The 21418-nt window shown below is 69.0% G+C and carries 24 protein-coding genes; 14 read left to right on the top strand and 10 right to left on the bottom strand.

The window, feature by feature from the left end:
• Nucleotides 1-38 precede the first annotated feature (38 nt).
• From B3E43_RS02765 to B3E43_RS02730, 8 genes are all read left to right on the top strand, one after another.
• The gene (locus B3E43_RS02765; RefSeq protein WP_292026367.1) at nt 39-1400 is read left to right on the top strand and encodes a glutamate--cysteine ligase; all 1362 of its coding nucleotides are present in this window, start codon (nt 39-41) and stop codon (nt 1398-1400) included.
• A gap of 67 nt (nt 1401-1467) precedes the next feature.
• Complete coding sequence (locus B3E43_RS02760; protein ID WP_292026366.1) at nt 1468-3087, top strand: ATP-binding protein; 1620 nt, start codon at nt 1468-1470, stop codon at nt 3085-3087.
• A gap of 65 nt (nt 3088-3152) precedes the next feature.
• Nucleotides 3153-3722 carry a hypothetical protein gene (locus B3E43_RS02755; protein WP_292026365.1) on the top strand — a complete coding sequence of 190 codons (570 nt, stop codon included), beginning with the start codon at nt 3153-3155 and terminating at the stop codon, nt 3720-3722.
• 85 nt (nt 3723-3807) lie between these two features.
• On the top strand, nt 3808-4317 hold the full coding sequence (locus B3E43_RS02750) for a hypothetical protein (protein WP_292026364.1): 510 nt from the start codon (nt 3808-3810) through the stop codon (nt 4315-4317).
• A 17-nt stretch (nt 4318-4334) separates the two neighbouring features.
• Complete coding sequence (locus tag B3E43_RS02745) at nt 4335-5084, top strand: DUF72 domain-containing protein (protein ID WP_292026363.1); 750 nt, start codon at nt 4335-4337, stop codon at nt 5082-5084.
• A gap of 59 nt (nt 5085-5143) precedes the next feature.
• Nucleotides 5144-6202 carry an NAD(P)-dependent alcohol dehydrogenase gene (locus B3E43_RS02740; RefSeq protein ID WP_292026362.1) on the top strand — a complete coding sequence of 353 codons (1059 nt, stop codon included), beginning with the start codon at nt 5144-5146 and terminating at the stop codon, nt 6200-6202.
• A gap of 195 nt (nt 6203-6397) precedes the next feature.
• The gene (gene phbB / locus B3E43_RS02735; RefSeq protein WP_292026361.1) at nt 6398-7123 is read left to right on the top strand and encodes an acetoacetyl-CoA reductase; all 726 of its coding nucleotides are present in this window, start codon (nt 6398-6400) and stop codon (nt 7121-7123) included.
• A 99-nt stretch (nt 7124-7222) separates the two neighbouring features.
• Nucleotides 7223-7990: a DUF4908 domain-containing protein gene (locus tag B3E43_RS02730; RefSeq protein ID WP_292026360.1), complete on the top strand. Its 768-nt coding sequence runs from the start codon at nt 7223-7225 to the stop codon at nt 7988-7990.
• Here the strand turns inward: B3E43_RS02730 and gloB are convergent.
• A complete protein-coding gene (gloB, locus tag B3E43_RS02725) occupies nt 7987-8709 on the bottom strand; it encodes a hydroxyacylglutathione hydrolase (protein ID WP_292026359.1) in 723 nt (240 codons plus the stop codon). The two genes, B3E43_RS02730 and gloB, sit on opposite strands and share 4 nt — an antisense overlap.
• 45 nt (nt 8710-8754) lie before the next feature.
• Here gloB and B3E43_RS02720 point away from each other — a divergent pair, with 45 nt between their 5' ends.
• The 5 genes from B3E43_RS02720 to B3E43_RS02700 all read left to right on the top strand — a co-directional run bounded on the left by B3E43_RS02720 (nt 8755) and on the right by B3E43_RS02700 (nt 13549).
• Nucleotides 8755-9528 carry a class I SAM-dependent methyltransferase gene (locus B3E43_RS02720; protein ID WP_292026358.1) on the top strand — a complete coding sequence of 258 codons (774 nt, stop codon included), beginning with the start codon at nt 8755-8757 and terminating at the stop codon, nt 9526-9528.
• 10 nt (nt 9529-9538) lie between these two features.
• Nucleotides 9539-10042, top strand: a complete 504-nt coding sequence (locus tag B3E43_RS02715) for a SixA phosphatase family protein (protein ID WP_292026357.1) — start codon at nt 9539-9541, stop codon at nt 10040-10042.
• Nucleotides 10039-10395, top strand: a complete 357-nt coding sequence (locus tag B3E43_RS02710) for a DUF952 domain-containing protein (RefSeq protein ID WP_292026356.1) — start codon at nt 10039-10041, stop codon at nt 10393-10395. Before B3E43_RS02715 ends, B3E43_RS02710 begins: the two co-directional genes overlap by 4 nt.
• On the top strand, nt 10386-11423 hold the full coding sequence (locus B3E43_RS02705; protein ID WP_292026355.1) for a quinone-dependent dihydroorotate dehydrogenase: 1038 nt from the start codon (nt 10386-10388) through the stop codon (nt 11421-11423). The genes B3E43_RS02710 and B3E43_RS02705 overlap by 10 nt, the downstream gene beginning before the upstream one ends.
• A 65-nt stretch (nt 11424-11488) precedes the next feature.
• Nucleotides 11489-13549: an ATP-binding protein gene (locus B3E43_RS02700; protein ID WP_292026354.1), complete on the top strand. Its 2061-nt coding sequence runs from the start codon at nt 11489-11491 to the stop codon at nt 13547-13549.
• Here B3E43_RS02700 and B3E43_RS02695 read toward each other — a convergent pair.
• Both B3E43_RS02695 and B3E43_RS02690 read right to left on the bottom strand, forming a co-directional pair.
• Nucleotides 13507-13956 (bottom strand): very short patch repair endonuclease, encoded by a 450-nt coding sequence (locus B3E43_RS02695; protein ID WP_292026353.1) that lies wholly within the window; start codon nt 13954-13956, stop codon nt 13507-13509. The two genes, B3E43_RS02700 and B3E43_RS02695, sit on opposite strands and share 43 nt — an antisense overlap.
• 143 nt (nt 13957-14099) lie before the next feature.
• On the bottom strand, nt 14100-14585 hold the full coding sequence (locus B3E43_RS02690) for a peroxiredoxin (RefSeq protein ID WP_292026352.1): 486 nt from the start codon (nt 14583-14585) through the stop codon (nt 14100-14102).
• A 129-nt stretch (nt 14586-14714) separates the two neighbouring features.
• Between B3E43_RS02690 and B3E43_RS02685 the strand changes: the two genes are divergently transcribed.
• Entirely contained in the window at nt 14715-15284 is a 570-nt protein-coding gene (locus B3E43_RS02685; RefSeq protein WP_292026351.1) for a YqgE/AlgH family protein, read from the top strand.
• A gap of 79 nt (nt 15285-15363) precedes the next feature.
• Here B3E43_RS02685 and B3E43_RS02680 read toward each other — a convergent pair whose 3' ends face one another.
• The 7 genes from B3E43_RS02680 to B3E43_RS02650 all read right to left on the bottom strand — a co-directional run bounded on the left by B3E43_RS02680 (nt 15364) and on the right by B3E43_RS02650 (nt 21415).
• Complete coding sequence (locus tag B3E43_RS02680; RefSeq protein WP_292026350.1) at nt 15364-15669, bottom strand: hypothetical protein; 306 nt, start codon at nt 15667-15669, stop codon at nt 15364-15366.
• A gap of 86 nt (nt 15670-15755) precedes the next feature.
• On the bottom strand, nt 15756-17423 hold the full coding sequence (locus B3E43_RS02675) for a putative bifunctional diguanylate cyclase/phosphodiesterase (RefSeq protein WP_292026349.1): 1668 nt from the start codon (nt 17421-17423) through the stop codon (nt 15756-15758).
• 31 nt (nt 17424-17454) lie between these two features.
• The gene (locus tag B3E43_RS02670) at nt 17455-18045 is read right to left on the bottom strand and encodes a GNAT family N-acetyltransferase (protein ID WP_292026348.1); all 591 of its coding nucleotides are present in this window, start codon (nt 18043-18045) and stop codon (nt 17455-17457) included.
• Nucleotides 18046-18133: 88 nt separating this feature from the next.
• Entirely contained in the window at nt 18134-19345 is a 1212-nt protein-coding gene (locus B3E43_RS02665; RefSeq protein ID WP_292026347.1) for a M16 family metallopeptidase, read from the bottom strand.
• Nucleotides 19346-19395: 50 nt separating this feature from the next.
• The gene (locus tag B3E43_RS02660) at nt 19396-20130 is read right to left on the bottom strand and encodes an SURF1 family protein (protein ID WP_292026346.1); all 735 of its coding nucleotides are present in this window, start codon (nt 20128-20130) and stop codon (nt 19396-19398) included.
• Nucleotides 20130-20510, bottom strand: coding sequence for a DUF983 domain-containing protein (locus tag B3E43_RS02655; protein WP_292026345.1), 381 nt, complete (start codon nt 20508-20510; stop codon nt 20130-20132). Before B3E43_RS02655 ends, B3E43_RS02660 begins: the two co-directional genes overlap by 1 nt.
• Complete coding sequence (locus B3E43_RS02650) at nt 20507-21415, bottom strand: cytochrome c oxidase subunit 3 (protein ID WP_292026344.1); 909 nt, start codon at nt 21413-21415, stop codon at nt 20507-20509. Before B3E43_RS02650 ends, B3E43_RS02655 begins: the two co-directional genes overlap by 4 nt.
• Nucleotides 21416-21418 lie beyond the last annotated feature (3 nt).

Here is a 21418-nt window from a genome sequence, read left to right as displayed (position 1 = left end):
TTTCCCTCCCATCTAGCCGCGACAAGAGGGCTGAATGCATGACCGACGCCGCGCCGCTTTCCCGGGACGACCTGATCGGCGCCATGTCGAAGGGCGCCAAGCCGAAGGACCAATGGCGCATCGGCGCCGAGCACGAGAAATTCGGCTTCGACCGCACCACCCTGCGCCGCCCGGCCTATGAGGGTGAAGGCGGCATCCTGGCCATGCTGACCGGCCTGCAACGCTTCGGCTGGAGCCCCGTCGAGGAGGCCGGCTACGTCATCGCCCTCGAGCGCAAGAACGACGAAGGCATGACCGGCTCGATCTCGCTGGAGCCGGGCGGGCAGTTCGAGCTGTCGGGCGCGCCGCTGAAGGATGTCCACGACATCTGCAACGAGACCGGCCAGCACCTGATGGAGGTCAAACAGGTCGCCGACCAGCTGAACCTCGGCTTCATCGGCGCGGGCTTCGACCCGATGTGGCGGCGCGAGGACGTGCCGGTCATGCCCAAGGGCCGCTACAAGATCATGCGCGCCTATATGCCGAAGAAGGGGTCGCTGGGCCTCGACATGATGCTGCGCACCTGCACCATCCAGTCGAACCTGGACTTCGCGGACGAGGCCGACATGGTGGCCAAATTCCGCACCTCGCTGGCGCTGCAGCCGATCGCCACCGCCCTGTTCGCCTGTTCGCCCTTCATCGAGGGCAAGCCCAGCGGCTTCCTGTCCTCGCGCGCCAATGTCTGGACCGACACCGATCCGGACCGGACGGGGATGCTCGACTTCGTCTTCGCAGACGGTTTCGGCTACGAGCGCTACGCCGACTATGCGCTGGACGTGCCGATGTATTTCGCCAAGCGCGGCGACACCTATGTCGACCTGTCCGGCCAGTCTTTCCGCAGCTTCATGACCGACGGCCTGCCCGCCCTGCCCGGCGAGCGGGCGACGAAGAAGGACTGGAACGACCACCTGACCACGCTCTTCCCCGAGGTTCGGCTGAAGTCGTATCTGGAGATGCGCGGGGCCGACGGCGGGCCGTGGAGCCGGATCTGTGCGCTGCAGGCCCTGTGGGCGGGCGTGCTGTACGACGGGGCGGCGCTGGCCGCCGCCTGGGACCTGGTCAAGGACTGGGACATCGCCGACCACGAACGCCTGCGCCGCGACGTGACGCGGCTGGGTCTCAAGGCCGAGGTGGCCGGGCGGACGGTGCGCGACGTGGCCGTCGACATGGTCAGCATCGCCCGCGAGGGGCTGAAGAGCCGCGCCCGCTTCAGCGGCGGCATGGTCGACGAGCGCGGCTATCTGTCGGAGCTGGAGGACATCGCCGACAGCGGCATCACTCCGGCCGACCGGCTGCTGGCGCTGTACAACGGCGAGTGGCAGGGCGACCTGACCCGGATGTACCGGGACTTCGCCTACTAGACGGCAATGCGCCCTTAACCCGGCAGCGCCAAGGTCAGGACCGGTGACGGTCGGGGACCACAGTATCATGAGTTGCATCGCGCGGACCGGGGCGGACGAGGACGGCCGCGAGACTGCGCTCCTGGCGGACCCGGACCCGGGCGGCGGCGCCGACCTGTCCACCTTCTTCGACGTATCCCTGGATCTGCTGGTCATCCGCGACATCGAGGGCCGGGTGGTTCGGGTCAGTCCCTCCTGGCGCCACGCGCTCGGCTACTCGCCCGAGGAAATGCAGGGTGTCGCCCTGTTGACCCTGGTTCATCCCGACGATCTGCCCGGAACACGAGACAGCATCCAGGAGGTGGAGAATCGCCGGCCGGGCGACCCGGTGATCGGCCACATCAACCGCTATCGTCACAAGGACGGCAGCTATCGCACCCTGGAATGGCGCGCGCGCCGGTTCGGCGAGCATATCTACGCTGTCGCCCGCGACGTCACCGACCGGGTCGTCGCGGAACAGGCGCTGATCGACGCCAAGGCGGCGGCCGAGGCGGCCAACACCGCCAAATCCGAATTCCTCGCCAATATGAGCCATGAGATCCGGACGCCGCTGAACGGGGTCATCGGCATCGTGGATGCGCTGTCGCGGACGCCGTTGTCGCCCGAGCAGGCCGAGATGGTCGCCCTGATCCGCGGGTCGGGGGTGACGCTGGAACGGCTGGTGTCCGACATCCTCGACGTCTCCAAGATCGAAGCCGGGCAGCTGGACCTGGAATCCCGCCCCTTCGACCTCGAAGAGGCGCTGGAGCCGCTGGCGGTCATGGCGGCGCGGGCCGAGGACAAGGGCCTGGCCTTCCGTGTCGAGCGCACGCCCGAGGCCCGCGGCCTGTTCGTGGGCGACAGCACCCGCATCCGTCAGGTGCTGGGCAATCTGCTGTCCAATGCGATCAAATTCACCGCCACCGGCTCCGTCACCGTGCGCATCGAGGCCTGGCCGGACGATCCAGACATGCCGGCGGCCCCGCATCAGCTGGCGTTCACGGTCGAGGACACAGGCGTCGGCTTCAATGCCGGGCACGCGGCCAATCTGTTCGCGCGCTTTCACCAGGCCGACAGCACCATCACCCGCCGGTTCGGCGGCACGGGTCTGGGCCTGTCCATCTGCCGGTCGCTGGTGGTGATGATGGGCGGTTCGATCGAGGCGCGCTCGACGCCCGGCGCCGGCAGCCGCTTCCGCTTCGTCCTGCCGCTGGATCGCGCCGGCAGCCTGGCCGACTATGACGCCCGCGAGGCCGCCGGCGGAGCGGCGGAGCCCGCGCTCACCGGCCGTCCGATCCGGATTCTTCTGGCCGAGGATCACCCCACCAACCAGCGGGTGGTCCAGTTGATTCTGGGGGGTCAGGGCGCGGAGGTGGTCATCGCCGACGACGGCGCCCAGGCGGTCGCGGCCTTTGAGGCCGGGGTCTTCGACGTCGTGCTGATGGACATGCAGATGCCGGTGATGGACGGGCTCACAGCCACCCGGGCGATCCGGGCCTTCGAGGCGTCCCAGCCCCACCGCACCCGTACGCCCGTCGTCATGCTGAGCGCCAACGCCATGGCCGAGCACCGGGCGGAGTCGGCTGCGGCGGGCGCGGACAGTCACGTCGCCAAGCCCATCACGGCCGTCAGCCTGATCGCGGGAATCCAGGCCGTGCTGGGGGACTGAACCTCAGGCCTTGATCACCGGCTCCAACGGGCACAGGCTTGGCCGCAACAGGCGGAGACCCGGTCATGAACAATTTGGGCGTTGTCGCGGTCGTGGCCGCACTGGGGCTTGCCGGGTGCGGGGAGCCCGCAGCGGTATCGGAGCCTGAAGCCCGTCAGGCGGCGCCCCAGCCGCCCGCGGCGCTCGGCATCGCCTTCGACAAGGCCGCCGGTCTGCAGATGCGTCCCTGCGATGAAGAGATGGGCCCGCGCTGCATGATCCTGTCTGACCCGGCCGCCGAGGAATTCATGCGCGACCTGCTCACGGTCCAGGTTCACACCGGTTCGCTTGAGACCGTCGCCGCGGAAGAGGCCGGCTTTGAGCGAGACGCCGACGGGCGGCTGATGACCACCTACGGCCGGTTCGAGCCGGTCGCGGTCGAGGCGTTCGAGGTGAATGGTCAGTCCGGCCTGCGCGCCGTGGTCACCTGCGGGATCAGCGAGCCGGAAACCGGCTTCCACGCCGCCGCCGGCGAATGCCTGTGGGCCGTCGTCAGCGACGGGGCGCAGTCCGTGGTGATCTCGTCGAGCGGTTTCGGCAACGGACTGGAGGCCGCCGAGGCGGCTGTCCGCACGATCCGTTTCACGGCGGGCTGACGCGCCGCCCCTGCCGTTCGAGGCGACGGCCGAAGCCCGCCAGACCTGCGTTCCAACGGCGCCGCCGCCGCGCTAGAACCCCGCCATGCCGACCGAGAACGAGCGCAAATACGTCCTGTCCGATCTAGCGGCGGTGCGGGCCCTGTGGGCGCCGGACGACTGGAGCGAGATCCGGCAGGGCTACCTGCCCGGCGACGCCCGCATCCGGCGGCAGACGCGGGTCGGCGTCGCGACCGACACCTTCACCTGCAAGATTCCGGCGGGCGGGCGGCTGATCGAGATCGAGACGGCGATGACCGAGCCGCGCGATTTCGACGACCTGTGGCCGCTGACCGACCGGCGCATCCACAAGCGGCGGCGGACCGTGACCGACCGGCACGGCCTGCAATGGGACATCGACCTGCTGCTGGACGCCGACGGCGCCTGCTATTTCGCCATGGCCGAATGCGAGATGCCCGAGGGCATGGACGCCCCGCCGGAGGTGCTGCCCGCCCTCGCGCCGCTCGTGGCCTATGCCGTACCGCGCGACCGGCAGGGCGAGTTCGTCAATTCCCGGCTGGCCGATCCCGGCTATGCTGCGGCCCTGGCCTTCTGATCCGAGCGGAGCACGACATGACCGGAACCATTCGCGTCGGCATCGGCGGCTGGACCTATGAGCCATGGCGCGGGGTCTTCTATCCGGACAAGCTGAGCCAGAAGAAGGAGCTGGAGTACGCCAGCTCGAAGCTGACCTCGATCGAGATCAACGGCACCTACTATTCCGGCTTCAAGCCCGAGACCTGGATGAAATGGCACGACGAGACGCCCGAGGGGTTCGTCTTCGCGGTCAAGGCCAGCCGGTTCTGCACCAATCGGAAAATCCTGGCCGAAGGCGGCGAGAGCATCGGGCGGTTTCTCGATCAGGGGCTGACGGCGCTGGGCGACAAGCTGGGGCCGATCAACTGGCAGTTCATGGCCACCAAGAAGTTCGATCCGGTCGATTTCGAGGGCTTTCTGAAGCTGCTGCCGAAGGAGAAGGACGGGGTGCGGCTGCGGCATGCGCTGGAGGTGCGCAGCGGGACGTTCGACACGCCGCAGTTTTACGATCTGGCGGCGAAATACGGGGCGGCCATCGTCTATGCGGTCGACGAGGAGGCGCCGGAGTGGCCGCGGATCGACCAGCCCACGGCTGATTTCAGATACGCCCGGCTGATGTCGAGCCGCGAGGACGAGCCGACGGGGATGACGTCCGCCGAGCTGGACGGGATCGTCAAACAGACCCGCGACTGGGCGAAGGGCGGCGACGTCTTCGCCTATTTCATCGCCGGGGCGAAGGTGCGCAATCCGGCGGCGGCGCAGGCGCTGATCGCCAAATTGACCTGAGCCCGTTGCGCCGGGCCGTCGGCGCGCTCACTTGAGATCAGCCTTTCAGGAGCTCCCTCATGCCCATCGCCACCCGCGCCTTCGCCGCCACGTCCAGCACAGCCCCGCTGTCGCCCTATGACTTCAACCGGCGCGATCCGGGTCCGGACGACGTGGCCATCGAGATCAAATATGCGGGCGTCTGCCACTCCGACCTGCACATCGTGAAGAACGACCTGGGCAATACGACCTATCCGATCGTGCCGGGTCACGAGATCGCGGGCGTGGTCACGGCGGTGGGCGGCAATGTCGCGCGCTTCAAGGTCGGCGACCGGGTCGGCGTCGGCTGCATGGTCGACAGCTGTCGCCAGTGCAAACCCTGCCGCGAGGGCGAGGAGCAGTATTGCGTGCCCGGCATGGTGCAGACCTATGGCTCGCCCGATCCCAAGGGGGGCGACATCGGCCAGAAGATCACCCAGGGCGGCTATTCCACCGCCATCGTGGTCGATCAGAACTATGTCGTGACCATCCCCGACAGCATTCCGCTGGACGCCGCCGCGCCCCTGCTGTGCGCCGGGATCACCACCTATTCGCCGCTGAAGCACTGGAAGGTCGGGCCGGGATCGAAGGTCGCGGTGATCGGCCTGGGCGGCCTGGGCCATATGGCGGTCAAACAGGCGGCGGCCATGGGGGCGGAGGTTACCGTCCTGTCGACCTCGGACCGCAAGAAGGCGGACGCCGAGCGGATGGGGGCGAAGCATTTCCTGATCAACTCGGACAAGGCGGCGATGCAGGCGGCGTGCGAGAGCTTCGACCTGATCATCAACACCGTCTCGGCGACGCACGAGATCGCCAGCCATGTGAACCTGCTGGCCAAGGACGGCACCATGGTCATGCTGGGCCTGACCACCGAGGGCCTGCCGGTCTATGCCATGGGCCTGCTGTGGCGGCGCCGGGCCGTGGCCGGGTCGCTGATCGGCGGCATTCGCGAGACCCAGGAGATGCTGGACTTCTGCGCCGAGCACGGCCTGGCCTGCGACATCGAGGTCATCGCCCCCGACCAGATCAACGAGGCCTATGCGCGGCTGGAGAAGTCGGACGTGCGGTACCGGTTCGTGCTGGATATGGCGCGGATCTGAGGGATTAGGGATGAGGGATTAGGGATTGATCGCTGTCGCCATCGGATAGCCGGCGCGCCCCGCTCCTTCCCATCCCTAGTCCGTAATCCCTGATCCCTGGTCCGCCGCCCCTCGACCCTCGCCCCTCCCGCCGCTAAACCTGCTGTTGAAGGCCCTCCGTCAGAGCGGGCCGCCAACAGGGACAAGGAAACGCACATGGCTCGAGTGGCTCTGGTCACGGGTGGAACCCGCGGCATCGGCAAGGCGATCGTTCAGCGGCTGAAGGAAGACGGCATGCTCGTAGCCGCCGGCTATTCCGGCAATGTCGAGGCGGCCGAGGCGACGGCGAAGGAACTGGGTGTCGCGATCGTCAAGGGCAACGTCGGCTCGTTCGACGACTGCGCGCGGGCCGTGAAGGAGATCGAGGACCAGCTCGGCCCGATCGACATTCTGGTCAACAACGCCGGCATCACCCGGGACGGCTTCTTCCACAAGATGAACCCGGAGCAGTGGTCCGACGTGATCCGCGTGAACATGGACAGCGTGTTCAACATGACGCGACAGATCATCAACGGCATGCGGGACCGCGGCTTCGGCCGGATCGTCAACATCTCCTCGATCAACGGCCAGAAGGGCCAGATCGGCCAGTCCAACTATTCGGCCGCCAAGGCCGGGATGATCGGCTTCACCAAGGCGCTGGCGCTGGAGAATGCACGCAAGGGTGTGACCGTGAACTGTATCGCACCGGGCTATATCGACACTGAAATGGTCGGCGCCATGGACGAGAAGGTGCTGGCCGGGATCATCGCCCAGATTCCAGTCGGAAGACTCGGAAAAGGCGAGGAAATCGCCGACATGGTGTCCTGGCTGGCCGGTGAACGTGCCGGATATGTCACAGGCTGCACCCTGTCGCTGAACGGGGGTCAGTATCTGGTCGGCTGACCCGGTCCTGCCCAAAATCCGCCGCGGGGCGATTCCACGACTGCGGTCATGGAGTTGACGGCAAGGGTCAGAACGGCGCGCACGCCGCTTCCGGCCGCGATGGCGATCGCCCTCGCGGCGGCGGCCCTGTCTTCGCTGGCCACGGCCTCCCAGGCCCAGGCGCAGAACCAGGGCAACGCCCAGGCCGAACAGAGCCAATCGCTGCGCGAGCGCAATGCCGCAGCCGCGCGCGCCGCGCCCCCGACCGGCCGCTATGTCGCCGAATCGGGCGAGGGCTTCATCCTCGACCGGTCCGGCCCGCGGCCCCTGTTGCGCTTCGACCGGCGGGACGAGACCTGGGTGCTGCGGCCGACGGCCGCCCCGCGCGGCGACGTCATCTATCGCAATGACGCCGGCGACCAGTTGCTGCGGGTAACCCCCGGCGGCGGCATGACCGTCTATACGCCCCGGGCGCCCGGTGGCTCCCCCGCCTCCTTCTCCGGTCCCGGTCAGAGCCTGATTCCACCGACCCTGGGGCCGACCCAGCTGTTCCAGCTGATGGCCCGCCGCAGCGCCATGCTGAGCCAGACGATGGGCCGGCTGATCGAGATCAACGTCGATACCGACGGGCAGGCCGAGGGTCTGGCCGTCGAGGCCCTGATCCTGTCCACCGACGCGGTCCTGAGGATCGCCCGCTCGCCGACGGCCCGCTCCTCGCTTGACCGGCTGCGGAGCATCACCATCATCGAGGGCCAACGGGCCTCGGTCACCTATGCGCGCGGCGAGCTTCGGATCGTGGTGGCCCCGGTGCAGGGCGTGGCCGGCCGGCCGTCGTCGGCCCGGGTGATTCAGGCCTTCCTCGCCCCGCCGGCGCCGACCCGGCGCTAGAAGACGTCCTTGGCGGCCCGCACGGCCGCGAAGGCCGCCGCGTCGCTGGCCCGCAGGAACGGATTGAAAGCCTTTTCCGCGCCAACGGTCGTCGGAACGGTCGCCTCGCCGCGCTCACGCATCGCGAAAATTTCCGCCGCCCGCGCCGCCATTTCGGGCCGGTCGTCGACGCTGAGCGCGAAGCGGGCGTTGGCGGCGGTGTATTCGTGGGCGCACCAGATGACGGTCTCTTCCGGCCAGCTCGCCAGCGCCTGGAGACTGTTCCACATCTGCAACGGCGTCCCCTCGAACAGCCGTCCGCAGCCCAGGGTGAAGAGCACGTCGCCGACGAAGGCCTGGGCGTCGGCGGACGAGCGATAGACGATGTGGCCCAGCGTGTGGCCGGGCGCGTCGGTCACTTCCAGCACTGTCGCGCCCAGCATGACCGTGTCGCCGCCCGCCACGATCCGGTCGATCGGCGCGGCCTTGCGCACCTCCTCCGGTCCGACGATCTCGCAGCCCGTGTCGGCCTTCAGCCGGGCGTTGCCCTGGGTATGGTCGGGGTGCCAGTGGGTGTTGAGGATCAGGTCCAGCCGGCCCCAGCTGCTGCGCTCCAGATCGGCCAGAATGGCGTCCGCATCGGGCGTGTCGATCGTGGCGACGGTCCCGGTCTCCGGATCCCGAACCAGAAAGCCGTAGTTGTCGTTGAGACAGGGGAAGAGGCGCACGTCGAGGGTCATGCGGGTCTTCTAGCAGCCGCCCCCGACGCGGCCTATGGTGGCAGGATGCGGCGCAGTATCGAGGAACTCCGGACCTTCTACGGCGAGCCCACCGGCGCCCTGGCGCGGCGGCTGCTGGCGCGACGGCTCGAGGACGCCTGGGGGGAAGCAACCAACAGCGACGTTCTCGGCATCGGCTACGCTACGCCCTGGCTGGAGGCCTTCGTCGGGGCCCGGCGCGTGATCGCGGCCATGCCGGGCGGCCAGGGCGTCGAGCCCTGGCCCTCGGTCGGCAAGAACCGCAGCCTGCTGGTCGACGATCGCCGCCTGCCGTTCGCCGCCGGTTCGTTCGACCGCATCCTGCTGATCCACGCCCTGGAAGAGGCGGACGACGCCCAGGGACTGATGAACGAGGCGGTGCGCGCCCTGTCGCCGGCCGGGCGGATCATCCTGGTGGCGGCGGCGCGCGGCGGACTGTGGGCGCGGGCCGAGAGCACGCCCTTCGGTCACGGACGGCCCTTCACCCGCCGCCAGCTTGAGCGGCTGGTGCGCGGCGCGGGACTGGAGCCCACGGCCTGGTCCCAGACCCTGTATGTGCCACCGTGGGCGCCCCTGCTGCCGCTGGCCGACGGTTTCGAACAGATCGGCAAGCGGGTCATGCCCGGCGCGGCGGGCGTCATCCTGCTGGAGGCGACGCGGCAGGCCTATGCCCGTATCCGGCCGGGGGGGGCGGTGGCCACGGCGCCGGTGATGACGCCTGCCCTGCAGCCGCAGCCGGCGTCACGATCCTCGCGCGATCTGGCCGGGGATGATCTGGCGGGAAGCGGCGAACGCCCTTAAAGCCCTGCCCATGCAACGACTGATCCTGATGCGTCATGCCGAGGCGGAACGGGCGGCCGGTTCCGGTCGGGACCGCGACCGCCTGCTGTCGCCGCGGGGCCGCAAGGATGCCGCCGCCATGGGTCGGGCGCTGGCCGGGCGCGGCATGCGTCCCGATCTGGCGCTGGTCTCGCCCGCCGCCCGCACGCGCCAGACCTGGGACCTGCTGCATGACGCCTTCGGCGATGTGCAGGTGCGCGAGGACGAGCCCCTCTACAACGGCGGCTCCGAAACCCTGCGCCGCTTCGTGGAAGCGGGAGAGGACGAGGCCGGCTGCCTGATGGTCGTGGCCCACAATCCGGGCATCCATGTGCTGGCGGTGGAGTATCTGGTCGAGAGTGCGGCCTCGCCCGCCATTCTCGACCGGATGAGTGGCGGCTTTCCGCCGGGAGCCGCGGCGATCTTCACCGTGGACGTGGCCGGACGCTGCACCCTGGAGGGCTTCATCCAGCCGCGCGATCTGGGCGGCGAATGAGCGAGCTCGCCTACAAGCTGGTCGACCGGGCCGAGTGGGAAGCGGCGGTCGCCGCGGGCGCCTATGCAGGGTCGGCGGTCGATCTGGCCGACGGCTACATCCATATGTCGACGGCGGCCCAGTTGGCCGAGACGGCGCGGCGGCACTATGCGGGGAAGACCGGTCTGGTGCTGGTCGAGGTGACGCTGGCGCCGCTGGGGGAGGCGCTGAAATGGGAGGCGTCACGCGGCGGGGACCTGTTCCCGCACCTGTTCGCTCCCCTGCCTGCCAGCGCCGATGCGCCGCAGCGTGGCCTGTCGGTCGATGCGGAGGGCGTCATGCGCTTCGATGATGGGGCTGTCGGATGGCCGTGACCGATATCGGCGCGGCCCTGCTTCGGACGCTGGATCCGGAGACCGCCCACGGCCTCGCGATCCGGGCCCTGCAGCTGGCGCCCTTGCCGGCGGCGCGCGCCGACGACCCCATTCTCGCGACCACCGTGGCCGGGCTGTCCCTGCCCAATCCGGTCGGGCTGGCCGCCGGTCTGGACAAGAACGGCGAGGCCCTGCACGGCCTGTCGCGACTGGGCTTCGGCTTTCTGGAATGCGGCTCTGTCACCCCGCTGGCCCAACCCGGCAATCCGAAACCGCGCCTGTTCCGGCTGAGCGAGGACCGCGCCATCATCAACCGGATGGGGTTCAACAACGCCGGTCTGGAGGCCTTCGCCGCCCGGCTGGCGGATCGCCCCCGCAGCGCCGTCGTGGGCGCCAATCTGGGGGCCAACAAGGACACGGAAGACAAGGCGGCGGACTATGTCGCGGGCCTGATCCGGCTGAAGGGTCTGGCCGACTATGTGACCGTCAATGTCTCTTCGCCCAATACGCCGGGCCTGCGCGCCCTGCAGGGCCGGGCCGCGCTGGACGACCTGCTGGGCCGGCTGGCCGAGGCGCGCGGGACGGACCCGACGCCGGTCTTCCTGAAGATCGCACCGGACCTGACGTCGGCCGAAATCACCCTGATTGTCGAAGCGAGTCTGGATCACGGCATCAACGCCCTGATCGTGTCGAATACCACCCTGGACCGGCCCGACAGCCTGCGTGCGCGCGACCGGGATGAGGCCGGCGGTCTGTCCGGCGCGCCGCTGAAGGCGCGGGCCGGGGCCGCGCTGCGGGCCGCCGCCGAGGCCGGAGGCGGCCGCCTGCCCCTGATCGCGGCGGGCGGAATCGACAGCGGAGCCGAAGCCTATGCCCGCATTCGGGCCGGAGCGTCCGCCGTCCAGCTCTATTCAGCCCTCATCTTTGAGGGGCCGGGACTGATCGGGCGGATCAAGCGCGACCTCGCCGCGCGCCTGCGATCCGACGGGTTTTCAACAGTCTCAGAGGCTGTTTCGACCGCCCGTTGACGGAGCGTTAGGGCAAGCAGGTCATGATCACGGACGGGGCGAAAACGTCCATTCCGGGGATCCGCATGGCGATAGCCACAGCCGACATGCCTGCCGCCGCGTCCGTCTCCGATCCCGGCGACTGGGCCGGCGCGATCCGTCAGCGGCGCAAGGCGCTGCTGCAGCGGCTCGGCATGGCTTCGGCCAGCGCCCTGATCTTCAGCCCCCTGCTGGGCTGGTCGCTGAGCTTCGCCTGGGTGATCGGTTATTTCATCGTCCAGCTGCTGGACGTGTGGGTGTTCGCACCGATCGTCAGCGGCAAGGCCGAAAAGCTGCGGGGCGTCCGCCGCGTCGCCGGCTGGGCCATGCTGAGCCTCAACGCCGCCTATTTCGGCAGTCTGTCAGTGCCGCTCTGGCTGATGGGCGGCGCCATGGGCGGGATCTGCTCGGTGATGTTGCTCTCCGCCGGCGCCATCTATGCCGTGATCAACGCGCCGCGCTCGACCTCGGTCATGCTGATGACCGCCTCGATCCAATTCCTCTATCTGGCGGCCACGCCTGTGTTCATGGCGATGCATGGCGCCACCCCGGGATTCGTCACGGCCGCCGCCATCGCGGTCGGCGTCTTCATTACCTACTGCCTGTCGACCTGGCAGCGGATGAACGAGGCCCGGCTGGCGGAAAGCGCTGCCCGGGTCGAGGCCGAGGAAAAGCGGGCCCAGGCCGAGCGGATCATGGCCGGCCGCAGCGCCTTCCTCGCGGCGATCGGACACGACCTGCGCACCCCGATCAGCGCCATCCTGACGGGCGCGGCGGAACTGGAGCGGGGCGCGACCGACGCTGCGGCCCGCTCGCAGGCCCATCTGATCACCGACGCCGGCTTCATGATGAAGGCCATGCTCGACGACCTGCTGGATCACGCCAAGCTGGACGCCGGCCACATGACCGTCGACGAGGTCGACTTCAATCTGCGCGAGCTCCTGAACCAGACCACGCGCCTGTGGCGCGGACCGGCCCGGGCCAAGGGGCTGAAGCTTCGGGTCGAGGGCGCGGCGTCGATCCCGGCCGGTGTGCGGGGCGATCCGATGCGGGTTCGTCAGGTGCTCAACAACCTGATCTCCAATGCCATGAAATTCACCGAGACGGGGTCGATCACCCTGCGTCTCAACGCCTGGAGCGAGGAACCCGCCGGCCATGCGGTGCTTATTACCGTGGAAGACACCGGGCCCGGCATGACGGCGGATCAGGTCGCGCGCCTGTTCACCCCCTTCGACCAGACCACGGCAGGCGTCAGCGCCCAGCACGGCGGCACCGGCCTGGGCCTCGCCATCAGCCGTCAGCTGGCGGAATTGATGGGCGGACGGGTGACCGTGCGGACAAGCCCCGGCGCCGGCGCCAGCTTCACCCTGGCCTTGTCCCTGTTGAAGGGCGAGGCCGTCGAGGCCCCACCCCGGGCGCTGGACCAGGATAGCCGCGACGCCGTCGCCCGCGCCCTGTCCGGCCGCATGACCAGCTCCTCCACCCCGACCCCGGCCGCGCAGTCGCTGACGCCGACATCACGACCCGTCGTCTCCGCGCCGACCGCGCCCACGATCGCGGAAGCCCCGGTCCCTGAAGACCTGTCCGCGGAAGCCATCGCGGCCCGGATCCTGGGCCCGTCGGTTGCGTCGGTGGAGACCGCCGTCACGCTCCAGCCCGAGCCCGTCGCCCAGGACAGCGAAGACGGCGAGGATCGGCCGATGCGGGTGCTGGTGGTCGATGACCACGACATCAACCGCCGCGCCATCCAGCTGATCCTGCAGCCCCTGGGCTGCGATATCTCGACCGCCGCAGACGGCATGGCGGCGCTGAAGATCTGCGAGAACACCGCCTTCGACCTGATCTTCATGGACGTGCGGATGCCCGAGCTGGACGGTCGCGAAACCACGCGCCGCATCCGGGCGGGGGATGGACCGAACGTCGGCGTGCCGATCATCGCCGTCACCGCCGACACGGCGGCCGAGGACATCGCCGCCTGCACCGAGGCCGGCATGACCTATTTCGTGCCCAAGCCGATCACGCCGCCGATGCTGCTGGGCGCCATCACCCATGTGATGACCATGGCTCAGGCGGACGAGGTCCCCGGGGCGGAAACCGTGGCGGCCTGACCGCGGATCTCGGCGACCAGGACCTCGCTGAAATCGTCAGCCTTCATACGACACTCCCAGACTGTGACCACTCGCCATCCAGCGGCTTCCAGCACCGTTTGGGTGGCGACGTCGCGCGCGCGGTTGCGACCGATCTTGGCGGTCCAGTAGGTCGCGTTGGTCTTGGGCTGGCGCGCGCCGCGGGCGCAGTCATGGCCGTGCCAGAAGCAGCCGTGCACGAAGACCGCCACCCGCCGCCCCGGCATCACCAGATCCGGCCGGCCCGGCAGGCCGCGGCCGCCCAGCCGGTAACCGATCCCCGCCGCGCGCAGGATGCGGCGCACGGCGAGTTCAGGCGTGGTGTCGCGGCCCTTCACGGCGCGCATGACGGCGCTGCGCTGTTCGGGGGTGAAGGGGTCCGTTCCCACTACCGCTCATCCCCGCGAACGCGGGGACCCAGTTCTGTGGATGACAGTTGCGGCCGATTGTTCTGGAACGCTGATCCCACGCAACCTGCCTCGCGAAAGGACTGGGTCCCCGCGTTCGCGGGGATGAGCGGTAGGGGAGAACCCTAGAGCTGCGCGAGCAGATGCTCAGCCGAGGAGACGCGGAATTCGCCCGGCTGTTCGATGTTCAGCTGGCTGACAACGCCGTCCTTGACGATCATCGAGTAGCGCTGCGAGCGCTCACCCATGCCGAAGCCCTTGGCGTCCATGGACAGGCCCAGCTGACGGGTCAGGTCGCCGTTGCCGTCGCCCAGCATCAGGATCTCGTCCTTGCCGATGCCCTGGCTGTCGGCCCAGGCGCCCATGACGAAGGCGTCATTGACCGAGAGGCAGGCGATCGTGTCGACGCCCTTGGCGGTCATTTCCTCGCGCAGATCCTTGAAGCCCGGCAGGTGACGGGCCGAGCAGGTCGGGGTGAAGGCGCCGGGCACGGCGAACAGGGCCACGGTCTTGCCGGCGAAGATGTCGTCGGTGGTGACGGGCTTGGGGCCGTCGTCGGTGGCGCGGGTCAGGTTGGCCGAGGGGATGCGGTCGCCGATCTGGACGGTCATGGGGCAGGCTCCGGGTGGGGGTGAGAAGGTAACGCTGCCGACCAGATAGGCGTTGCCGCGCGGGACGCCAACCACATCGTGTCGATCCGCCGCCTTGCGTCCGCGGGCCGGCGTCCCGATGATAGGGCCATGGACGATTTCCAATCCTTGGTCGGGCGGCTTCTGGTGGCCATGCCGGGCATCAGCGACAGCCGGTTCGAGCATGCGGTGATCCTGATCTGCGCCCACCGGCCGGACCACGCCATGGGCCTGCGGCTGGACCGGCCGGCGCCGGGCGTGAACCTGAAGAAGGTGCTCGACAAGCTGAAGACCGAGGCGCCGGAGACCGCCGCCGGCCGGCAGGTGCTGATCGGCGGGCCTGTGGAGCGTGAGCGCGGCTTTGTCCTGCACACCGACGACTGGCTGATCGACGACGCCTCGGTGGCCTTCGCCGAGGGTCTGGCCATGACCGGCACGCGCGAGGCGTTGCTGGCCATGGTGGACCCGGCGTCGGGGCCGAACCGTTCGGTGCTGCTGCTGGGCTATGCCGGCTGGGGCGAGGGCCAGTTGGAGGATGAGCTGGGCGAGAACGTCTGGCTGACCGCCGACGCCGATCCGGAGCTGATCTTCGACGTCGACTATGACGGGAAGTGGGCCAAGGCGCTGGCGGGACTGGGGGTCGATCCGGCGCAGCTGTCAGGGCAGAGCGGGCGGGCTTAAGGGGGCGGACCTGCGATCAAACGCCAGCAGAGCTTCAGCTCTCAGACGATGATCGCATTTCGGCCCGTCACGGCTCGCTTCAGGGACAGGTGCGGGTGGGCTTCCGGCTCTGGAGGATCCAGTCATTGGCCGACTCATTCCATCGCGCATAGATCGTGTGCCGGCAGGTCTCCCGGATAATCTGCTGGCCGACCATGTCAGTGCGCGGCTTGCGCCACTGGTACTGGCGGCGGCCGTCCGGCATATCCAGAACGGTATCAGGCTGCCCGTAGCGGGCGACCGCGACCTCAACGGGCTGGTTGAGAAAGTCGATCCGGTGCGTTTCAGCGGTGGCGCACGCGCCCAACGCCATTGCGCCCGCGAGCGCGGTGATTATCCGGTGCATATCGATTCCTCCCAGAGATGCATCCAGCACACGCTAGCACAACCTGTATATCCAGCCTAACGGCGCCAGGCGGGCGGAATCGCGACTTAGGCCGACCGCGCCTTGATCGGTGCCGTCCCATCAGCCAGCGACTCGTTCAGATAGACCTCGGCCTCCTGCGCCGGGAGGGCAGGGGCGTAGCCGAAGCCCTGGCCGTAGTGGCACTGGGCGTCGAGCAGAAGTTTGGCGAGGCCGGCGTTCTCGACGCCCTCGGCGACGACTTCCAGCGACAGGTCGCGGCCGAGGTTGACCACCGATTTGACGATCTTGGCCGAGCCCTCGTCCTTGTCCATGGTCAGAACGAAATAGCGGTCGATCTTCAGCGTATCGAACGGCAGCTTGGCGAGCCAGGTCAGGGAGCTGAAACCGGTGCCGAAATCATCGAGCGCCAGCGAGGCGCCGGCCGCGCGCAACCGGGTCAGGGTCTCGGCGGCGCGGGTCGTGTCGCGCATGATGTCGCCCTCGGTGACCTCAAGCTTCAGCGCGCCCTTCGGCAGGCCGGAGTCGGCGATGATGCGGGTGACGTCCTCGACCAGATTGGCCCGCTCGATCTCGCCGACCGACAGGTTGACGCTGCAGAACAGCTTGCCCGCCGACGGATGCCGCTTGAGCCATTCGGCCAGCTGACGCGAGGCCTGGGTCATCATCAGCAGACCCAGGTCGTTCATCAGGCCCATTTCGTCAGCCAGACCCAGGAATTCGTCGGGCGGGACCAGACCACGTTTGGGGTGACGCCAGCGGGCCAGGGCCTCGAACCCGGCCACGGCGCCGGTCAGCAGGTTCACGATCGGCTGGTAGAAGGGCTCGATCTCGCCGCGCACGAAGGCGTTGCGCAGGTCGGCTTCCAGCGCCAGCCGGGACAGGCTGTCGCTCTCCAGCGCCCGGCCATAGGCGGCGACGCCGCTGCGGCCCGCGGTCTTGGCCTGTTCGACCGCCAGTTCGACCCGACGCAGCATTTCAGCCGGATCAGGCGCGTCCGGGCCGCCCTCGGCCTGGGCGGAGCCGATCGAGACGGTGGGATAGATGTCGAAGCCTGCAACGCGCAGCGGCTGTTCCAGCGCCTCGCGCACCCGTTCGGCCACGGCGCCGGTGCCGCGCGGGGCCAGGACGGCGAACTCGTCCTCGCCGATGCGGGCGGCGTTGGCGTCATGGGCGAAGGCGGCGTTCAGGCGCGATCCCAGCGCCGCCAGCACCAGATCGGTGCGCTCATGGCCGAGGGCCTCGTTCAGGCGGCGCAGGCGGTCCACGTCCGCCACGACCAGCTCATAGTCGCCCGGCTGGGTCAGTTGTTCGCCGGCGCGGGCGAGGAAGGTGCGCCGGTCCAGAAGACCGGTCAGCCGGTCGACATGCGAGGCGGCGAATTTCGTCTCCAGGGCCACGACCCCGGCGGCGCGCAGGCCGTCCTCCAGCCAGACGCCGCGCCAGATGCAGGTCTCGGAATCGCGCATGCGCAGACGGACGGCGACCTCGGTCCCCTCGGCCTGCGGCTTGAGAATCTTCTCGGCCAGCGCCCGGTCCTGCGGAATGGCCACAGCGGTGAAGGCGGCGCCCGAACACTCCGGCGCCAGCGGGCCGAGCCCCAGCGCCCGGGTCGCGCCGGTGAAGCGCATCTGGTCGTCGGACGGGGTCCATATCCACAGGGCGGTGTCCGCGGCGGCCAGCGCCTCAATGGCGGTCGTCGCGTCCCAGGCCAGACTTCTGGAGCGAGTATTCAAACGCCTGCTGGTCCCGACAGGACGGCCGGAATCAGCCGCCGCGCCCGACTCCGTCATTGACGAAGCCGAACAGGAGATGATCTGCCCAAGCGCCGTTAATTTTAAGATAAGCCCGGGCCCGTCCTTCGAGCTGAAAACCGGTCTTCTCGAGCACCCGGCGCGAGGCCGTGTTGTCCGGCACACAGGCGGCCTCGACGCGGTGCAGCTTCAGGTCGTCGAAGGCCCAGGCGACCATGGCCCGGACCGCGGCTGTGCCCAGGCCGCGACCGGCGAACGGCAGACCGACCCAGTAGCCCAGCGTCCCCGTCTCGGCGACGCCGCGCCGGATGTTGGACAGGGTGATGGCGCCGACCAGCGACTGGTCGGAATCAGCGAAAATGAAGAAGGGCCAGGCGTTGCCGGCCTCCATCTCACGCCCATAGATCGAGAGGCGGCGTTTGAAGGCCGGACGGGTCAGGTCGTCCTCGGGCCAGATCGGCTCCCATGGCTGCAGATAGGCGTGAGACGCATGGCGCAGGCCGGCCCAGGCCTCGTGGTCGGAGGCGCGGGGGGGACGCAGGGTCACGCCCTGCCCTTTCACCACCGGGCCCGTCGCTTCGTTGATCCAGTCCAGCAGGGCCATGGATCAAGCCTACCCCAGCGTTTGCTCGGGGTGAACCACCCCCACACCGTCATCCTCGGGCTTGACCCGAGGATGACGGCGTTGGAGATCAGCCGAACAGAGCCTCGTGGAAGGCCGCGCCCGCGGGGGCCGCGGCCTTCGGGCCCAACACCGCTGTCGCGCAGCGGCCGGCGGCCAGCGAGGCGGCGGCGGCGGTCCGGACCGTGTCGACCGTCTGGGCGAGCGTGCGTTCAGACATGGTCTGCGACGGGATCAGGGCCCCGAAGATCAGCACCTGGGCCGCGGCCCGGCCGGCGCGGGCGGCGGGGCTCTCGTCAGACATCCACAGGCCGGCGTTGAGCACGGCCTTGGCGCGCGACAGTTCTGCGGCGGTCGGACCCGTTTCGGCCAGCGCCTTCAGCTCGGCGGCGCACACCCGGGCCAGTTCGACGGCCCGGTCGGCGGCGGCGCCGGCGTAGATGCCCAGCAGGCCGGCATCCTCATAGGGCTCGTGATAGGCGTCGATGGCATAGGCCAGGCCGCGCTCCTCGCGGGCGCTCTGGAACAGGCGCGATGCCATGCCGCCGCCGAGGATCTCGGTCATCAGCCGGGTCGCGGCATAGGCGGGGTCCGTGGCCGAGGGCGCGGGCAGCTGGAAGACAATATTGGCCTGTTCGATCCGGCGGGTCAGGGCCGCCGCGCCCCCTGTGAAGCGGGGCGCGTCGGGCGCCTCGGCCGGAGTCGCGGTCTCGGCGCCGAACCAGCGCTCCGCCAGGGCCAGAAGCTCGGTCTCGTCCACGGCGCCGGATACGGCCACCACCATGCGGTCCGGCGAATACAGCCGGGCGCGCCAGTCGCCGATGGCGGCGCGGGTGATCGGCTTCAGACTCTTCACTGACCCAAGGATCGGCCGCCCCAGCGGCTGGCCCTCGAAGGCGCGGGTCTGGGCCATTTCGAAGACGTGGTCGTCCGGGGTGTCGAAGGCCTCGGCGATCTCTTGCGCCACGACGTCCTTCTCGCGCTCGATCTCGGCGGGGTCGAGCGTGGGGCGGAAGACGAGGTCGGAGACGACCTGCATGGCCAGCGGCAGGGAGCCGTGCAGGGCGCGGACCTCGAAACTGGTGCGCTCATAGCCGGTGGAGGCGTTCAGTGAGCCGCCCTCGGCCTCGATCCGCTCGACGATCTCGCGCGCGCCCATGTCTCCGGCGCCTTTGAAGACCAGATGTTCGAGGCAGTGGGACCAGCCGGACGTCGCCTCGGTCTCCCATTTCGCCCCGCCGCGCACGGCGACGGTCAGGGCCAGGGTGCGCAGGCCGGGCATGGGATCACAGACGACGCGGACGCCATTCGACAGGGTGTGGAGCGTGGCGGTCAGGGGGCTTCTTCTTTCCCTATCGCCTCGCTCGCAGAGCGAGGCTGCTTGAGGGTCTTGCGGAGCAGCACGATGTAGAAACCGACCAGCGCCAGCGCCAGCCCGAACCAGGTCAAGGCATAGCCGAGGTGGTTGTTCGAGAAGGCCGCCGGCGGGGCCGAGGGCTGGAGGGCCTGCCACTCGGGATTGGAGGAGGTCAGGGCGAACAGGGTGTTCGGATCAGTGTCGGCGACGCCCAGCGCCTCGGCCATGCCGGCCATGTCGCGCGCGAAGAACCGGCCCTTGTCGACGGGCAGGGCCATCGGGCCCGGCGGCGGCGTCTCGCGCACCTCGGCAACCAGCGGGAAGGACGCCGTCGAGGCCGCGACCGGCGGGCGGGCGGAAATGCTCTCGGCGACAAAGCCGCGGTCGATCAGGAACACGGCCGGAAAGTCGGTCGGACGGCAGGCAGAGATCAGCCGGACGCCAGCCTGCCCCTCATGGATGGTCTGGAGTTCGACCCAGGGGGCCGTGGCCAGCCCCGGACAGTCGATGGCGACCTTGTGGAAGGCGGGGTCAGGCAGGGCCATGACCGCGGCGAGCGGCGCGGGCGGGAGGCCGGCAGCGGCCTCGGCCTGATCGATCAGGCCGTTCTTCCACTGCATCCGCTGCACCTGCCAGACCCCGAGCCCGCACAGGAGGGCGAGGGCGAGGGTGCAGACGATCGTCAGGCCCCATGGGAAGCGGGCGCGCATCAGGCCTGTCCCGCCCTGTTCCGCATCTGCAGGGCGATCATCACCCCCTTGCCGGGGCGCATCAGGCCCAGCGAGAGGCCGGCGACCAGCGGCAGGGCGACCAGCAGCATGGCCCAGATCGGCGGATTCCAGGCGACCTGCACGAACAGGGCGCCGAAGACCACGATCCCGCCGGCGATCTGCATGATGAAGATGGCGGCGCCGTCGCCGGTGTTCAGGCGGGTGAAGTCGAAGCCGCAGGCGGCGCAGCGGTCGACCACCTTGAGAAAGCCCGCGAACAACGGACCCTTGCCGCAATGGGGACAGCGGCAAAGCAGACCGGCGCGGATCGGGTTGATCCGCGCCGGTTGAAGATCAAGCCCTGTGGGGCCGTCCGTCACCCGAAGGTGACGTAGACGAAGGCGAAGAGGAACAGCCAGACCACGTCCACGAAATGCCAGTACCAGGCGGCCGCCTCGAAGCCGAAATGCTTCTGGGGGGTCATCTGGCCGGCCATCAGGCGCAGCAGGCAGACCAGCAGGAAGATGGTGCCGAGCAGGACGTGGAAACCGTGGAAGCCGGTCGCCATGAAGAAGATCGAGCCGTACAGGCCGGAGTTAACAGCGTTCTCGTTGAAGAACAGGTTCTCGTGGAGAATGTGGTCATACTCATAGATCTGCACCGCGGTGAACAGCACGCCGAGCAGGACGGTGATGATCAGTCCGGTGCGGGTCGCCTTGCGGTCGCCGACCTGCAGGGCGTGGTGTGCCCAGGTCACCGTCGTGCCGCTGAGCAGCAGGATTACGGTGTTCAGCAGCGGCAGATGCCAGGCGTCCAGCGTTTCGACGCCCTGGGGCGGCCAGGTCGACCAGGCGGCGGCGGTCTCGGCCCAGTTGCCGACCTCGGGAATGTGGGCGCGGGCTTCGTTGAAGACCGCCATTTCGAAGAACATCCAGAAGAAGGCGGCGAAGAACATCACCTCGGAGGCGATGAACATGATCATGCCGTAGCGCAGACCGATCTGGACGACCGGGGTGTGGTCGCCGCCCTGGCTTTCCTTGATCACATCCGCCCACCAGGCGAACGCGGCCACCAGCACGCCGGCCAGACCCGCGAAGAACAGGGCCGCCTTGCCGTCGGACAGCAGGGCCGTCGCGATCGGTCCCGCATCGGGTCCGACGATGCCCTTCATCCACACCACGGCCCCGACCATCATGATCGTGACCGCGATCGAGGCGATCAGCGGCCAGGGGCTGGGATTCACCAGGTGATAGTCGTGATGCGGAGTGGCGTGTGCGTCGGCCATCTG

It is taken from the genome of Brevundimonas sp. UBA2416, from assembly GCF_002343105.1.
Classification (GTDB): Bacteria; Pseudomonadota; Alphaproteobacteria; order Caulobacterales; family Caulobacteraceae; genus Brevundimonas.
This window is presented reverse-complemented; position numbering and strand designations above follow the sequence as displayed.

Coding starts and splice junctions, on each gene's coding strand:
- B3E43_RS02765 (WP_292026367.1), top strand. CDS start 39: ATGACCGACGCCGCGCCGCTTTCCCGGGACGACCTGATCGGCGCCATG.
- B3E43_RS02760 (WP_292026366.1), top strand. CDS start 1,468: ATGAGTTGCATCGCGCGGACCGGGGCGGACGAGGACGGCCGCGAGACT.
- B3E43_RS02755 (WP_292026365.1), top strand. CDS start 3,153: ATGAACAATTTGGGCGTTGTCGCGGTCGTGGCCGCACTGGGGCTTGCC.
- B3E43_RS02750 (WP_292026364.1), top strand. CDS start 3,808: ATGCCGACCGAGAACGAGCGCAAATACGTCCTGTCCGATCTAGCGGCG.
- B3E43_RS02745 (WP_292026363.1), top strand. CDS start 4,335: ATGACCGGAACCATTCGCGTCGGCATCGGCGGCTGGACCTATGAGCCA.
- B3E43_RS02740 (WP_292026362.1), top strand. CDS start 5,144: ATGCCCATCGCCACCCGCGCCTTCGCCGCCACGTCCAGCACAGCCCCG.
- phbB (WP_292026361.1), top strand. CDS start 6,398: ATGGCTCGAGTGGCTCTGGTCACGGGTGGAACCCGCGGCATCGGCAAG.
- B3E43_RS02730 (WP_292026360.1), top strand. CDS start 7,223: ATGGCGATCGCCCTCGCGGCGGCGGCCCTGTCTTCGCTGGCCACGGCC.
- gloB (WP_292026359.1), bottom strand. CDS start 8,709: ATGACCCTCGACGTGCGCCTCTTCCCCTGTCTCAACGACAACTACGGC.
- B3E43_RS02720 (WP_292026358.1), top strand. CDS start 8,755: ATGCGGCGCAGTATCGAGGAACTCCGGACCTTCTACGGCGAGCCCACC.
- B3E43_RS02715 (WP_292026357.1), top strand. CDS start 9,539: ATGCAACGACTGATCCTGATGCGTCATGCCGAGGCGGAACGGGCGGCC.
- B3E43_RS02710 (WP_292026356.1), top strand. CDS start 10,039: ATGAGCGAGCTCGCCTACAAGCTGGTCGACCGGGCCGAGTGGGAAGCG.
- B3E43_RS02705 (WP_292026355.1), top strand. CDS start 10,386: ATGGCCGTGACCGATATCGGCGCGGCCCTGCTTCGGACGCTGGATCCG.
- B3E43_RS02700 (WP_292026354.1), top strand. CDS start 11,489: ATGGCGATAGCCACAGCCGACATGCCTGCCGCCGCGTCCGTCTCCGAT.
- B3E43_RS02690 (WP_292026352.1), bottom strand. CDS start 14,585: ATGACCGTCCAGATCGGCGACCGCATCCCCTCGGCCAACCTGACCCGC.
- B3E43_RS02685 (WP_292026351.1), top strand. CDS start 14,715: ATGGACGATTTCCAATCCTTGGTCGGGCGGCTTCTGGTGGCCATGCCG.
- B3E43_RS02680 (WP_292026350.1), bottom strand. CDS start 15,669: ATGCACCGGATAATCACCGCGCTCGCGGGCGCAATGGCGTTGGGCGCG.
- B3E43_RS02670 (WP_292026348.1), bottom strand. CDS start 18,045: ATGGCCCTGCTGGACTGGATCAACGAAGCGACGGGCCCGGTGGTGAAA.
- B3E43_RS02665 (WP_292026347.1), bottom strand. CDS start 19,345: ATGCCCGGCCTGCGCACCCTGGCCCTGACCGTCGCCGTGCGCGGCGGG.
- B3E43_RS02660 (WP_292026346.1), bottom strand. CDS start 20,130: ATGCGCGCCCGCTTCCCATGGGGCCTGACGATCGTCTGCACCCTCGCC.
- B3E43_RS02650 (WP_292026344.1), bottom strand. CDS start 21,415: ATGGCCGACGCACACGCCACTCCGCATCACGACTATCACCTGGTGAAT.